The sequence below is a fragment of the Pseudomonas sp. H1_A03 genome, from assembly GCF_054685145.1.
Genome location: NZ_CP162829.1, coordinates 883,695 through 897,054, shown reverse-complemented (window position 1 = coordinate 897,054; position 13,360 = coordinate 883,695). Strand labels below are relative to the sequence as shown.

General features: G+C 61.1%; 13 protein-coding genes. 4 read left to right on the top strand and 9 right to left on the bottom strand.

What is annotated here, in order from left to right; genetic code table 11:
- Positions 1 to 267 precede the first annotated feature (267 nt).
- Together AB4O35_RS04245 and mutM are read left to right on the top strand one after the other, a co-directional pair.
- Complete coding sequence (locus AB4O35_RS04245; protein WP_175403042.1) at positions 268 to 1,080, top strand: HDOD domain-containing protein; 813 nt, start codon at positions 268 to 270, stop codon at positions 1,078 to 1,080.
- Positions 1,081 to 1,101: 21 nt separating this feature from the next.
- Positions 1,102 to 1,914, top strand: coding sequence for a bifunctional DNA-formamidopyrimidine glycosylase/DNA-(apurinic or apyrimidinic site) lyase (gene mutM, locus AB4O35_RS04240; protein ID WP_065946122.1), 813 nt, complete (start codon positions 1,102 to 1,104; stop codon positions 1,912 to 1,914).
- Positions 1,915 to 2,035: 121 nt separating this feature from the next.
- Here mutM and AB4O35_RS04235 read toward each other — a convergent pair whose 3' ends face one another.
- The 5 genes from AB4O35_RS04235 to AB4O35_RS04215 form a co-directional block, all read right to left on the bottom strand.
- Positions 2,036 to 2,287, bottom strand: a complete 252-nt coding sequence (locus AB4O35_RS04235; protein WP_003195146.1) for a YfhL family 4Fe-4S dicluster ferredoxin — start codon at positions 2,285 to 2,287, stop codon at positions 2,036 to 2,038.
- Between the two features lie 102 nt (positions 2,288 to 2,389).
- Positions 2,390 to 2,869, bottom strand: coding sequence for a pantetheine-phosphate adenylyltransferase (coaD, locus tag AB4O35_RS04230; protein ID WP_049711086.1), 480 nt, complete (start codon positions 2,867 to 2,869; stop codon positions 2,390 to 2,392).
- A gap of 103 nt (positions 2,870 to 2,972) precedes the next feature.
- The gene (locus AB4O35_RS04225; RefSeq protein ID WP_065871969.1) at positions 2,973 to 4,568 is read right to left on the bottom strand and encodes a GMC family oxidoreductase; all 1,596 of its coding nucleotides are present in this window, start codon (positions 4,566 to 4,568) and stop codon (positions 2,973 to 2,975) included.
- A gap of 146 nt (positions 4,569 to 4,714) precedes the next feature.
- Positions 4,715 to 5,260: a twin-arginine translocation pathway signal protein gene (locus AB4O35_RS04220; RefSeq protein ID WP_065871968.1), complete on the bottom strand. Its 546-nt coding sequence runs from the start codon at positions 5,258 to 5,260 to the stop codon at positions 4,715 to 4,717.
- Positions 5,261 to 5,288: 28 nt separating this feature from the next.
- Entirely contained in the window at positions 5,289 to 6,716 is a 1,428-nt protein-coding gene (locus AB4O35_RS04215) for a coniferyl aldehyde dehydrogenase (RefSeq protein ID WP_065946121.1), read from the bottom strand.
- Between the two features lie 146 nt (positions 6,717 to 6,862).
- Here AB4O35_RS04215 and AB4O35_RS04210 point away from each other — a divergent pair, with 146 nt between their 5' ends.
- Both AB4O35_RS04210 and AB4O35_RS04205 read left to right on the top strand, forming a co-directional pair.
- Positions 6,863 to 7,534, top strand: coding sequence for a TetR/AcrR family transcriptional regulator (locus AB4O35_RS04210; protein ID WP_065871966.1), 672 nt, complete (start codon positions 6,863 to 6,865; stop codon positions 7,532 to 7,534).
- Between the two features lie 33 nt (positions 7,535 to 7,567).
- Entirely contained in the window at positions 7,568 to 8,422 is an 855-nt protein-coding gene (locus tag AB4O35_RS04205; protein WP_065946120.1) for a sulfurtransferase, read from the top strand.
- A gap of 120 nt (positions 8,423 to 8,542) precedes the next feature.
- Here AB4O35_RS04205 and AB4O35_RS04200 read toward each other — a convergent pair whose 3' ends face one another.
- The 4 genes from AB4O35_RS04200 to AB4O35_RS04185 all read right to left on the bottom strand — a co-directional run bounded on the left by AB4O35_RS04200 (position 8,543) and on the right by AB4O35_RS04185 (position 13,192).
- A complete protein-coding gene (locus tag AB4O35_RS04200; RefSeq protein WP_460149557.1) occupies positions 8,543 to 9,538 on the bottom strand; it encodes a hydrolase in 996 nt (331 codons plus the stop codon).
- Positions 9,539 to 9,736: 198 nt separating this feature from the next.
- Positions 9,737 to 10,354, bottom strand: a complete 618-nt coding sequence (gene rsmD, locus AB4O35_RS04195) for a 16S rRNA (guanine(966)-N(2))-methyltransferase RsmD (RefSeq protein WP_065880192.1) — start codon at positions 10,352 to 10,354, stop codon at positions 9,737 to 9,739.
- A complete protein-coding gene (locus AB4O35_RS04190; protein ID WP_065880191.1) occupies positions 10,354 to 11,844 on the bottom strand; it encodes a M16 family metallopeptidase in 1,491 nt (496 codons plus the stop codon). Before AB4O35_RS04190 ends, rsmD begins: the two co-directional genes overlap by 1 nt.
- The gene (locus AB4O35_RS04185; protein WP_065871961.1) at positions 11,837 to 13,192 is read right to left on the bottom strand and encodes a M16 family metallopeptidase; all 1,356 of its coding nucleotides are present in this window, start codon (positions 13,190 to 13,192) and stop codon (positions 11,837 to 11,839) included. Before AB4O35_RS04185 ends, AB4O35_RS04190 begins: the two co-directional genes overlap by 8 nt.
- Positions 13,193 to 13,360: the final 168 nt, after the last annotated feature.

Here is a 13,360-nt window from a genome sequence, read left to right as displayed (position 1 = left end):
GACATGTGGGCTGTGATGCCCCTGTGGGAGCCGGGCTTGCCCGCGATGCAGGCGACTCGGTATGTCTGTTACTGCGAGGAGATGCTATCGCAGGCAAGCCAGCTCCCACATAACCCGGTTCCCACATTGAATCGGGTTTCAGTTCGGGTTTTTGAGGTGTCGGTCAAGTCTTCATAGGGGTTAGAATCCCCGCCTAGCCCGGAGTATGTACTTATGTCCCAAGAGCTTTCCGCCGAACAGATCCAGCAGACCTTGCAAGGCATCAGCGTGCCGCCTCAACCGCAGATCATGGTGGATTTGCAGATGGAGCAGTACATGCCCGACCCGGACCTGGAGGTGATCGCGCGGTTGATCTCCCAGGACCCGGGCCTGTCCGGTGCGCTGCTGAAGATTGTCAATTCGTCCTATTACGGCCTCAGCAACAAGATCGCCTCGATCCAGCGCGCAGTGAACCTGTTGGGCAGCCGTTCGATCATCAACCTGATCAACGCCTTGTCGATCAAAGGCGAAATGAGCGACGACACCATCGTCACCCTCAACCGCTTCTGGGACACCGCCCAGGATGTGGCCATGACTTGCCTCACTCTGGCCAAGCGCACCGGGTCGCAAGCCGTAGACGAGGCATATGCCTTGGGCCTGTTCCACGATTGCGGCGTGCCGCTGATGCTCAAGCGCTTCCCCAACTATATGACGGTGCTGGAACAGGCATACGCCAACGCCGGCCCCGACTCCCGCGTAGTCGACACCGAGAACAACGCGTTCAACACCAACCATGCGGTGGTGGGCTACTACACTGCCAAGTCCTGGCGCCTGCCGGAACATGTAACCGATGCCATCGCCAACCACCACAATGCCCTGGCGATTTTCAGCGATGAGTCGTCGCGCAATTCCCAACTGAAAAACCTGCTGGCGATCCTGAAAATGGCCGAGCACGTCTGCTCGTCCTACCGCGTGCTGGGCAACCAGGCGGTCGACCATGAGTGGAATACCATCGGCCACCTGGTGCTGGACTACGTGGGGCTGTCGGACTACGACTTCGAGAGCATGAAGTTGTCGATCCGCGAGCTGGGCGCGCACTGACCCTTCCTTCACGAGGTACACATGCCCGAGTTACCAGAAGTCGAAACCACCCGGCGCGGCATTGCACCGCACTTGGAAGGCCAGCGCGTCAGCCGTGTGGTGGTGCGTGAACGGCGCCTGCGCTGGCCGATCCCGGAAGACCTTGATGTGCGCCTGTCCGGGCAGCGCATCGTGCTGGTGGAGCGGCGGGCCAAGTACCTGTTGATCAATGCCGAAGTGGGCACCCTGATCAGCCATCTGGGCATGTCGGGCAACCTGCGCCTGGTGGAAGTCGGCATGCCGGCCGCCAAGCATGAGCATGTGGATATCGAGCTCGACTCCGGCCTGGCCCTGCGTTACACCGACCCGCGGCGTTTCGGCGCGATGCTGTGGAGCCAGGACCCGCACAACCATGAGCTGTTGATTCGCCTGGGGCCAGAGCCGCTGACGGACCTGTTTGATGGCGATCGCTTGTTTCAACTGTCCCGTGGACGGTCGATGGCGGTGAAGCCGTTCATCATGGACAACGCGGTGGTGGTGGGCGTGGGCAATATTTACGCGACGGAAGCGCTGTTTGCAGCGGGGATCGATCCGCGTCGCGAGGCGGGCGGCATTTCGCGAGCGCGTTATTTGAAGCTGGCGATTGAGATCAAGCGCATCCTGGCCGCCGCTATCGAGCGCGGTGGTACGACGCTGCGGGACTTTATCGGCGGTGATGGGCAGCCGGGGTATTTCCAACAGGAGCTGTTCGTTTATGGCCGCGGCGGCGAGGCGTGCAAGGTCTGCGGGACTGAGTTGCGCAATGTGGTGCTGGGGCAGCGGGCGAGTGTGTTTTGCCCTAAGTGTCAGCGCTGAACCTGTGTGATGGCTGAAATCGCCATCTCAGGCCTGTCTGCTCCCACATTTGAATGTGTTCACACATCCAATGTGGGAGCTGGCTTGCCTGCGATGAGGCCCTTCCAGGCCCTGAAAAAGCTCAAGCCTTACCGGTAATCTTCCGGTACTTCTCCATCAACTGCTCTTCCGTCTCCGGATGGGCTTCATCCAGCGGAATGCAATCTACCGGGCACACTTGCTGGCACTGAGGTTCGTCATAGTGGCCGACGCACTGGGTGCACAGGTTAGGGTCGATCACGTAGATCTCTTCGCCTTGGGAAATCGCGGCGTTCGGGCACTCGGGTTCGCAGACGTCGCAGTTGATGCAATCGTCGGTGATGATCAGGGACATGGAAACTCCTGCCAGGGCTGTCAGCCAAGGCATCTGAAAACTAATGCGCGCAATTGTGCCGCATTGGCGCCCGCAGTGCGAGCAGGCGCCGATTCAGCGGTCTTATTTCTTGAAGCGCAGTGTCAGCGCATCGGCCACGGCCGGGTGCACGAACTTGGTGATATCGCCGCCCAAAGCGGCAATTTCACGGACCAACGTCGAGGAAATGAACGAATAACGTTCCGACGGTGTGAGGAACAGGCTTTCCACGTCCGGCGCCAATTGGCGGTTCATGTTAGCCAGCTGGAATTCATATTCGAAGTCCGACACCGCGCGCAGGCCACGCAGGAACACATTGGCGTTCTGCTCTTTGGCGAAGTGCGCCAGCAGTGTGGCAAAGCCCACCACTTCCACGTTGGGCAGGTGTTTGGTGACCTCACGCGCCAGCTCCACGCGCTGTTCCAGGGGAAACAGCGGGTTTTTCTTGGGGCTGGCCGCGACCGCGATGATCACATGGTCGAACAAGCGTGAGGCGCGTTCGACCAGATCGCCATGGCCTTTGGTAATCGGGTCGAAGGTACCTGGGTACAACACTCGGTTCATCGCGTCGTCCTGGCGGAGTCCGTTGGGGAACCGGATGGTATCGCAGCCATCCCGGTCGGCCAAGTCGACTTATGTAGATACATGCCGCTTATCGCGCGTTTTTTCATGCTGTTTTCAGACGTTCGGCCAAAGCCGTCGCCAGTTGCGCGGTCAAACCGTACACCGATAATTGTGGATTGGCCCCAATACTGGTGGGGAATAGCGAGCCATCGTGGATCGACAGGTTGCGCAGTTGGTGATGACGACCGAGGCTGTCGGCCACGGCGTTTTTCGGGTCTTCACCCATGGCACAACCGCCCATCACATGGGCGCTGCCCAGGCAGGTGCGGTGCAGTTCCAGGTTGAGGCCGTCGATCAGGCTGCGCGCTTCGGCCAGGGTTTTCACGTAGCGCGCGTCGTGGTGCAGCGGCTTGACTGACTTGGCGCCCGCCGCGAACTGGATCTCGGCCATGCTGTGGAACGCGCGGCGCAGGCCGTCCCAGGCGTAATCCGAGACCTGATAGTCGAGCACTGGCGTACCGTCGCCGCGCAATTCCACGCTGCCGCCCGGGCTGTCGGGGTGGAAGCCGTCGCGCAGTAACGCCAGCATCGCGTGGGTGTTGGGCAATTGGCTCATATCCAGAGCGTTCTGGGTGCCATAGCCGCCGAGTAGGGTGCTCGCCAACGCGGGGTGTAAGGGTGGCGCCTCTAGCTTGTAGGACATTTTGCCGGTGGTGCCGTCCTGCCATTGGAAATGGTCGGAATAGATCGACTGGGGGGCGCCATAGAACGGGTTGATCACCTCATCGAATAGACCCGCGGAGAAATTCACCAGATGCAGGAAGGTGCGCTTGCCCAACCGCGAATGCGGGTCCGGAGCACTTGAGCGCATCAGCAGTGCCGGGCTGTTGATACCACCGCCCGAGAGTACGTAATGCTTGGCTTTTACCGTGATCTTACGTCCGGTCGGCGCCACGCACAGGTCGTCCAGGGCTACGCATTCCAGGCTGTTGATGGTGTCGCCGTTGTAGACGAGGCGTTCGGCGCGTGCCAGGTAAAGCAGCTCGCCGCCCTTTTCCAGGGTGGAGGGAATAGTGGTCACCAGCATCGACTGCTTGGCGTTGACCGGGCAGCCCATGCCGCAATAGCCCAGGTTGAAGCAGCCACGCACATTGCGCGGGATCACGTGCCAGCTGTAGCCGAGCTTTTCGCAACCTTTGCGGATCACATCATTGTTCGGGTTGGGCGGCAGGGCCCAGGGCGCGATGCCCAGGCGTTGTTCCATCTTTTCAAACCAGGGCGCCATCTCGGCGCTGCTGTGACCCTTCACCGCATATTCGCTGGCCCAATGGGCGAGGGTGGCGTCCGGGGTGCGAAAGCTCGACGTCCAGTTGATCAAGGTGGTGCCACCCACCGCCCGACCCTGCAGGATGGTAATCGCGCCGTCCTTGCTCATGCGGCCGATGCCCTCTTGGTACAGGCTGGTGTAGGCCTCGTCCTCGAGCAGCTTGAAATCGCTGCTGGTCTTGAGCGGGCCTTCTTCGATCAGCAGCACTTTGTAGCCAGCAGCGCTGAGGATTTCGGCGGTGGTGCCGCCACCTGCGCCGCTGCCGATGATCGCCACATCGGCTTCCAGGGTCAGGTCGCTGTCGAGGGCGGCGCCGTTATGGGTTTTCCAGCCACGGGCCATGCCGTCGCGGAACAAATCAGGTACGGGCATAAAAGTGCACTCTTATTTTTGTACGGAGTTGCGGTCAATGTGGGAGCTGGCTTGCCTGCGATGGCGGTCTGTCTGGCAGTGCATTTATGGCTGATCCACCGCTATCGCAGGCAAGCCAGCTCCCACATTTGATTGGGTTATCAAGGCTAAATCTTCGGCGGGCCCGGATAGCCGCAATGCGCCCAGGACGCCGGCTGGAAGTACCAGGCCATGATCACCAGCTTGAGCAGCGAGCCTTGGCCCATGCGCAGCAGGTTCAGGTAGCTGTTTTCCCAGCGGTGCAAAAAGTTGCGGATCTGTTCGCCGCTGGCGTTTTCCCAACTGCCCCAGATCCCGGTCAACGGCCCACGGGTAATGCCCATGCCCAGCACGTCGAACAGTTGCTGGGTGAGCTTGAACATCTCCGGCGACAGGCGCTGCAGGCTGAAGTCGAGCTTCTTAAGCGTGTCTTCAATCCCGCGGGCGACTTCCTGGGCGCTGGCGACGCCTTCGAGCAGCACTGGGATAACCGCGCGCAAGAAGGGCAAGTCACTGCTGCGCAACATGGCAAAGCCGCTGGCCGGCGTGCTGCTGGAGCAACCGCTGAGGCTGGCGCCGAGCCCGGCGGTGGCCAGGAAGGCGCTGGCACACAAGCCGATTTTCAAGACGCCGCGCCGTGAAAGCGCAGGTGAATCAGTCAGGCTAGGGTTCATTGTTATTGTTATCCCGTGGGTGGCGGTATCAGCGAACGAACAGCTTCTGGATCAACTTCTGGATTGATTTGCCGTAGGGCGGGTAGATCAACTTCGCCGCGTTCAGGCGTTGTTTCACCAACACACCCTTGGCTTTGCTGAAGGTAAGAAAACCTTCGTGACCGTGGTAATGCCCCATGCCCGAGGGGCCGATGCCGCCGAACGGCATATCGTCCTGGGCCACGTGCAGCAAGGTGTCGTTCAGGCACACGCCACCGGAATGGGTTTCGTGGAGCACGCGGTTTTGCTCGCCCTTGTTGTAGCCGAAGTAATACAGGGCCAGTGGGCGAGGGCGCTGGTTGATGTAGGCAAAGGCTTGGTCGATGCCGCGATACGGCACGATCGGCAGCACCGGGCCGAAGATTTCGTCCTGCATCACGGTCATATCATCGCTGACATTCAGCAGCAGGCTGTGAGCCATGCGCCGCGCCTGGCCCTGGTCGTACAGCGGGATCAGGGTGGCGCCCTTGTCGGTGGCGTCTTTCACGTAAGCGTTGAGCCGGGCCAGTTGTCGCTCGTTGATGATGGCGGTGTAGTCCGGGTTGTCGGCCAGGGTCGGATATAACCCGCGAATGGCCTGGGTGTAGGCCTCGACGAAACCCTCGACACGATCTTCCGGCACCAGCACGTAGTCGGGCGCCACGCAGGTCTGGCCGGCGTTCAACGCTTTACCGAAGGCAATGCGCTCGGCAGCGTCCTTGAGCGGTACATCAGCGGACACGATGGCTGGCGACTTGCCGCCCAACTCGAGTGTGATCGGCGTGAGGTGTTCGGCCGCTGCACGCATTACATGCTTGCCGATGCTGGTGGCACCGGTAAACAACAGGTGGTCGAAGGGCAGCTTGGAAAACGCCATGCCTACTTCGGCTTCACCCAGCACCACGCACACCAAATCTTCCGGGAAGACCTTTGCCAGCAGCGCCTTGAGCAGTTCGCCGGTCGCGGGGGTAGATTCGCTGAGCTTGAGCATCACCCGGTTGCCCGCCGCCAACGCGCCGACCAGCGGACCGATGGCCAAGTACAGCGGGTAATTCCAGGGCACGATCACGCCGATAACGCCCAAGGGCTGGTAGATAACTTTGGCCGAAGCCGGTTGGAAGGCAATGCCTACAGCTCGCCGGGACGGTTTCATCCAGCCCTTCAGGTGTTTGCTGGCATAGTGAATGCCATGCAGGCTGGGCATCAGTTCGGCGAACAGGGTTTCGTCGGCGCTGCGGTGGCTGAAGTCCTGGCTGATCGCGTTGATCAACGCCTGGCGCTCGGCGCTGAGCAAATCACGCAGCGCCTTCAGCCATTGTTGGCGCTGTGCGGCCGGTGGCATCGGGTTGGCGGCGTAGGCGCAGCGTTGCGCATCGAACAGGGTCTGGAGTTGATCCAGCGCCTGGGAATCTTGCAAGTAGGCAACGTTGGCAGACATGGCGGCGTTCCCGATTGTTATAGGTCTGCCTGGGTTTTTAGAGTCATTACTCTAAATTGTCAAATAACATTGCATCCACATGCAGATTTATCCTGGCAAGGATAGGCCGTAAGATGCCCCATCACGTGTACAGAAGCTGATCCCCTATGGCACCACGAGTAAAGACCAGCGAGCGCATTGTGCAAACCAGCCTGGAGCTTTTTAACCAGCAGGGCGAGCGCAGTGTGAGCACCAACCACATCGCCGCCCATATGGAGATTTCGCCGGGCAACCTGTACTACCACTTCCCCAACAAGCAGGCGATCATCGCCGTACTGTTTCGCGAATACGAAGCCCTGGTGGACAGTTTCTTGCGCCCGCCTCAAGGTCGCGCCATGGCCGTGGCGGATAAGCGCTTCTACCTGCAAGCCGTATTGGCCGGCATGTGGCGTTATCGTTTCCTGCACCGCGACCTCGAACACCTGTTGGAAAGCGATCCAGAACTGGCCACTGGCTATCGGCGTTTTTCCCAGCGCTGCCTGATCCAGGGCGGCGCGATTTACCAGGGGTTTGTCGATGCCGGCATCCTGAATATGGACCCGGTGCAAACCGAGGCGCTGACCCTCAATGCGTGGATTATCCTGACCTCCTGGGTGCGTTTTTTGTGCACGACCAACGAAAATTCCGCCCACTTGAGCGCCGAGGCCATCAAGCGCGGGGTGTATCAGGTGTTGGTGTTGGAGGCTGGGTTTGTCACGCCCCAGGCGAAAGAGGCCGTGGACGCCTTATTCAAAGAGTTTTACGTGCCGTTGAATCAGGCATTGGAAGAAGTGAAGTAGGACCTTTCTCGAATCTATTCATAGGAGGCCGTCATGCCGCTTGCCCAACTGATCAGCCCCCAGCAACTGGCCGAGCGCCAGAAGGCTGGCGGGTTGGTGATCCTGGATTGCCGCTTTGCCCTGGAAGACCCGGACTACGGGCGCTGCAGCTACGCCGAAGGTCATATCGAGGGCGCGCAGTATGCTGACTTGGAACGGCATCTGAGCGGGCCAGTAACCAAGGGCGTGACCGGGCGTCATCCGCTGCCGGTGGCGGAGACGTTCGCTCGGCAATTACGGGCCTGGGGCATCAGCGCTGACACCGATGTGGTGCTGTATGACGACGGTCATGGCGCCTACGCCGCGCGGGCATGGTGGCTGTTGGTTTGGTTGGGCAAGCGTGATGGCGTGTTTATTCTGGATGGCGGCCTCAAGGCATGGCATGCCGCGGGTTTCCCGTTGAGCCTTGATGCGCCGGTCGTTGAAGCTGGGACTTTCGCGGGGACGCCGGACAATCGCCTGCTGCTCGATGCCGAACACCTGCAAAAACGCCTGGGCCAGCCGGGATTGACGCTGATCGATGCGCGCGCTCAACCGCGTTTTCGCGGCGAAGTGGAGCCTATCGATCCGATTGCCGGGCACATCCCTGGCGCGCAATGCGCGGCGTTTAACGAAAACCTGGGCAGCGACGGTCGCTTCCTGCCGGCAGATCAGCTTAAGCAGCGCTTTGCTGCCCAGCTCCAGGGGCGCTCGCCGGATGAACTCGTGGCGTATTGCGGTTCAGGGGTGACGGCGTGCCATAACTTGTTTGCGCTGAGCCTGGCGGGTTACCCGTTGGGTAAGTTGTATGCGGGGTCTTGGAGTGAGTGGATTACGGATCCGGAGCGGGCGATTGCTACCGGCGACTGAGCCTGTTGGGATGTAACCCAATCAAAATGTGGGAGCTGGCTTGCCTGCGATGAGGGAGTGTCAGTCACCGGTGGGTTGGCTGACCCACCGCTATCGCAGGCAAGCCCGCTCCCACATTTTTTAACTGTGTTGTGTTAGGAGCCATTGGGGGATGCGGCGCTCAAGGTAGTAGCTTGGTCGTTTGAGCGAACCCTCCACAAACCCCACATGCCCACCCTTGGCCGTCAGCTCAAACTCAGTGCAGTCCGACAGTTCGCCGGCCTCTGGCAGGCTATGGGCAAACACAAACGGATCATCCGCCGCCTGGATAATCAGGGTCGGCGTGCGGATGCCGCCCAGGTAATAACGACTCGATGCGCGGCAGTAATAATCCTCTGCACTCAGATAGCCGTGCAGCGGCGCGGTGACGCGGCCATCGAAGTCCCAGAATGTGCGCATCTTCTCCAGTGAGCCCAGGGCTTCCAGGGTTTTAAGCCCGTCAGCCCGACCATCCTGTAGAAAACGGCTTTGCTTGACGCGGATATACGCGAGCATTTCACGCATGAAGTGCTTTTGATAAATCCGCGAAAAGCCCAGGCCGATCCGGTCTGCACATTGGTCCAGGCGAAACGGCACCGACACCGCCGCCGCGCCTTGCAGCCCCGACGCCTTTCCGGTTTCGCCCAAATGCTTGAGCAGCACATTGCCGCCCAGGGAATAACCCACCGCGTACAACGGCGCCAAAGGCCGCTTGGCGCGCAGATGAGCAATCGCTGCCGCCAGGTCTTCGCTGGCGCCAGAGTGGTAACTGCGTGCCAGCAGGTTCGGCTCACCCGAGCAACCGCGCCAGTTCAGCGCCACGCTGGCCCAGCCTTGAGCGGCGAGGGCTTTTTGCAAGCCCGCTACGTAGGGTGAGTTGGACGAACCGGTCAGCCCGTGCAGCACCAGCACCAGAGGTACTTGCGTGTCATGAGGCCCGTGCCAGTCGAGGTCGAGGAAGTCGCCGTCGTCCAGCCACAGGCGTTCGCGTTGGCGTTCGATATGAGTGGTGGGGCGGCACAGCGGCCCCCACAGCGTTTGCAAGTGTGGGTTGCCGAGGCCGAAGGCGGGGGTGAACGGGTCGGCGGAAGGGGTCATGACACTCTCTGCGGCAGGCACATTTAACGGTGGCGAGCGAGCTTGCTCGCGTTGGGCTGCGCAGCAGCCCCATCAAGAACACCTCGGTTCTTCAGTCAGAACTCAGTTGCAGGTATTAGGGCTGCTGGGCAGCACAACGGGAGCAAACTCCCTCGCCACAACAAGCCCTTTCACCCCAATTGAATCCAACCAGAAAGATCAGGCGGCGGTTTCGACCACACGGTGCCACAACGCGTAATACACCCGGCCGGACTTCTGCTCCCGGTGCAGGCGCCACGCGCCCGGCAAGCCCAGCGTCGACGGCGCAGTCTCACTTTCAGTGTAGATCCACGCATCCGGCGCCAGCCATTGGCGTTCTTCCAGCAGCGCACACACGGTCGGCAGCAGGTTCTGGTTGAACGGCGGGTCGAGAAACACCACGTCGTACTCGCTGGCGGCTTGGGTTTCCAGGTAGCGCAGCGCGTCGGCGGTTTGCACCTGGCCGTTGGTGCAACGCAGGGTGCCCAAGTGTTCCTTGAGGCTGGAGACGGCCACATTGCTGGCGTCCAGCGCCTGCGCCTGGGCGGCACCACGGGACAGCGCCTCCAGGAACAGCGCGCCGCTGCCCGCGAACGGGTCCAGCACCTTGGCTCCCGCGATGTAAGGCGCGAGCCAGTTGAACAGGGTTTCGCGCACGCGATCCGGCGTCGGGCGCAGGCCTACGACGTCGGGGAAGCTCAGCTTGCGGCTGCCCCATTCGCCGCCAATGATGCGCAGCTGGCCCACACCGTTATGCACGTTGTGGACAGGTTTTTTCGGGCGAGATGAACTGGCCATTAATGCTCCGGAACCCCGAGCGGCTGCTCGGCGGGTTTATCAGTGGGGGGCGGTAGTGGCTTTTGCGCAATCGTCGGGCCGGCGGTCACGATGACCATCTTGTCGGCGCTCAAGTGTTTATTCATTGCAGCCTTGACCTGTTCTACGGTCAGGGCCTGGGATTGTTTCATGAAATCTTCCAGATAGCTCAGCGGCAGGTTGTAGAAACCCATAGCGCCCAGCTGCCCGACGATATCGGCGTTGCTCGCGGTAGACAGCGGGAAGCTGCCAGCCAGCTCACGCTTGGCGTCATCCAGTTCTTTTTGCGTCGGGCCGGTCTTGAGGTAGTCGGCCACCACATCCTCAACCAGGCGCAGGGTGCCGCCGCTCATTTCGGCGCGGGTCTGCAGATTGATCATGAACGGTCCGCGCACCTGCATCGGCGAGAAACCAGAGTACACGCCGTAGGTCAGGCCGCGCTTTTCACGCACTTCACTCATCAAGCGAGTGCCGAAACCGCCGCCGCCGAGGATCTGGTTGCCCAAGGACAAGGCTGCGTAGTCCGGGTCGGCGCGGTCGATACCCAGTTGCGCGAACAGCAGGTGCGTCTGCTTGGACGGGAACTCGATACGGGTCAGGCCGGGCTTGGGCTCGGTCGGCTGGGCGATTTTTGCCAGGGCTGGGCCTTTGGGCAGCGATGAGGAAATCTTGGCCGTCATGGCTTCAGCTTCGGCGCGGGTCAGGTCACCCACCACCGCAATCACCGCGTTGCCCGCTGCATAAGCCTTGGCGTGGAACGCCTGCAACTGCGCCAGGGTAATCTTCGGCACGCTTTGCGGCGTGCCTTCGCTCGGGTGAGCGTAAGGGTGGTCACCGTACAAGCGCTTGAACAGCTCGAGGCTCGCCAGCTTGCCAGGGTTTTGCTTCTGGTACTCAAAGCCGGCCAGGATCTGGTTCTTGATCCGCGCCAGGGAGTCGGCCGGGAAGGTGGGCTTGCCGATCACTTGATCAAACAGGGTCAAGGCGGCGTCGCGTTTATCGCTGTCGCTCAGGCTGCGCAGGGAAACCAGCGCCATGTCGCGAAATGCGCCATTGCCAAAGTCCGCGCCCAGGCCTTCAAAGTCGCGGGCAATCTGGCTCACGTCCTTGCCCGGCACGCCTTCGTTGAGCATGGCGTTGGTCATCAGCGCCAGGCCAGGCACGTCGCCGTCCTGGCTGCTGCCAGCGGCGAACAGGATGCGCACGTCGAACATCGGCAGTTCGTGGGCTTCGACGAACAGCACCTTGGCGCCTTCGGCGGTATTCCAGGTTTGCACGTCGAGCTTGCGGTTGGTCGGCGCCTTGCCGTCCAGTTCCGCCAGGGATTGCAGTGTGTTGCCCGATTGGGCTTTTTCCAGCGCCGGGCTCGCAACCGATTCAGTCGGGCGCAGGAAGTACACGGCGCCGGCGGCGATCAAGGTGACAGCGATCAGGCCTGGAAAGATCAGGCGGCTGTTTTTGCGATCACTCATGAGCGGTCTCCTGGGGCAGGACATGGGCGACGCTGAGACGTTCGCGGGTGAAATAGGTGCGCGCGGCTTTCTGGATATCTTCCGGGGTCACGCTTTGCAGGTCGGCGAGTTCGCTGTCCATCAGCTTCCAGGACAGGCCGACGGTTTCCAGCGAGCCGATGGCCGTAGCCTGGCTGGTGATGGAATCACGCTGGTAGACCAGGCCGGCAATGACCTGGGCGCGTATGCGTTCCAGTTCTTCGGCGGTCGGTGGTTTGGCTTTCAGCTCTTCCAGCAGGCGCCACAGGCCGGCTTCGGCTTGGGCCACGGTTTTCTTTTTCTGCTGGTTGGGGGTGGCGGTCAGCATGAACAGGGTGTCGCCACGGGTGTAGGCGTCGTAGTTGGTGGAGGCAGCGGAGACCAGTTCCTCGCCACGTTCCAACTGTTCCGAGATGCGTGCGCTGTAGCCGCCGTCCAGCAAGGCCGAGATCAGGCGCAGGGCCTGGACCGAGCGTTTGTCTTCGGCGGTGGCCAGGCCAGGCACGTTGAAGCCCAGGATCACGCTCGGCAGTTGGGTCTGCACGTGCATCGTCAGCAGGCGCTCGCCGGGCTCGGCCAGCTCCATCGGGATCTTGGCCGGTGGCACGTCACGCTTGGGGATCGGGCCGAAGTAACGTTGGGCCAGGGTTTTCACTTCGTCCGGGGTCACATCACCGACCACAACCAGGGTGGCGTTGTTCGGTACATACCAGGATTGGTACCAGTGGCGCAGCTCTTCGACCTTCATGCGGTCCAGGTCGGCCATCCAGCCGATGGTCGGCGTGTGATAACCGCTGGCCGGGAAGGCCATGGCCTTGAAGCGCTCATAGGCCTTGGACATCGGATTATCATCGGTGCGCAGGCGGCGCTCTTCCTTGATCACCTCGATCTCGCGGCTGAACTCGTCGGCCGGCAAGCGCAGGCTGGCCATGCGATCGGCTTCCAGTTCAAAGGCCACGCCCAGGCGGTCGCGGGCCAGCACTTGGTAATAAGCGGTGTAGTCGTCACTGGTGAACGCGTTTTCTTCGGCGCCGAGGTCGCGCAGGATCAGCGACGCTTCGCCGGGGCCCACTTTGGCGCTGCCCTTGAACATCATGTGCTCCAGGGCGTGAGACAAACCGGTCTGCCCCGGGGTTTCATAGCTCGAACCAACCTTGTACCAAACCTGGGAAACCACCACCGGAGCGCGATGGTCTTCGCGCACGACCACCTTGAGGCCGTTGTCGAGGGTGAATTCATGGGTGGGTTGTGGATCGGCAGCCAAGGCTGAAAGAGGCAGACAAACTGTACCGAACAGCAGGCCTGCGGCGCGGCGGGCTAGAGCATTCATTCGTTTTTAAACCTGTTGGGCTGCCCGCTTGGTCTTAGCGTCGGCGGGCGAGGAGGTGCTAGGATACTGATCCGACTAAGGGACGGCCACTGCGGCGGTCCTGTTGAGGCCCTATTTAGGCCTTACAAAATGTTGCGCATGAACGAGCTGGCTAAAAAACAGTCTGTT

Excerpts from the sequence above, each read along its gene's own strand:
- mutM (WP_065946122.1), top strand. The coding sequence starts at position 1,102 with ATGCCCGAGTTACCAGAAGTCGAAACCACCCGGCGCGGCATTGCACCG.
- AB4O35_RS04225 (WP_065871969.1), bottom strand. The coding sequence starts at position 4,568 with ATGCCCGTACCTGATTTGTTCCGCGACGGCATGGCCCGTGGCTGGAAA.
- AB4O35_RS04205 (WP_065946120.1), top strand. The coding sequence starts at position 7,568 with ATGCCGCTTGCCCAACTGATCAGCCCCCAGCAACTGGCCGAGCGCCAG.
- AB4O35_RS04185 (WP_065871961.1), bottom strand. The coding sequence starts at position 13,192 with ATGAATGCTCTAGCCCGCCGCGCCGCAGGCCTGCTGTTCGGTACAGTT.
- rsmD (WP_065880192.1), bottom strand. The coding sequence starts at position 10,354 with ATGGCCAGTTCATCTCGCCCGAAAAAACCTGTCCACAACGTGCATAAC.
- coaD (WP_049711086.1), bottom strand. The coding sequence starts at position 2,869 with ATGAACCGAGTGTTGTACCCAGGTACCTTCGACCCGATTACCAAAGGC.
- AB4O35_RS04190 (WP_065880191.1), bottom strand. The coding sequence starts at position 11,844 with ATGAGTGATCGCAAAAACAGCCGCCTGATCTTTCCAGGCCTGATCGCT.
- AB4O35_RS04235 (WP_003195146.1), bottom strand. The coding sequence starts at position 2,287 with ATGTCCCTGATCATCACCGACGATTGCATCAACTGCGACGTCTGCGAA.
- AB4O35_RS04210 (WP_065871966.1), top strand. The coding sequence starts at position 6,863 with ATGGCACCACGAGTAAAGACCAGCGAGCGCATTGTGCAAACCAGCCTG.
- AB4O35_RS04200 (WP_460149557.1), bottom strand. The coding sequence starts at position 9,538 with ATGACCCCTTCCGCCGACCCGTTCACCCCCGCCTTCGGCCTCGGCAAC.
- AB4O35_RS04220 (WP_065871968.1), bottom strand. The coding sequence starts at position 5,260 with ATGAACCCTAGCCTGACTGATTCACCTGCGCTTTCACGGCGCGGCGTC.
- AB4O35_RS04215 (WP_065946121.1), bottom strand. The coding sequence starts at position 6,716 with ATGTCTGCCAACGTTGCCTACTTGCAAGATTCCCAGGCGCTGGATCAA.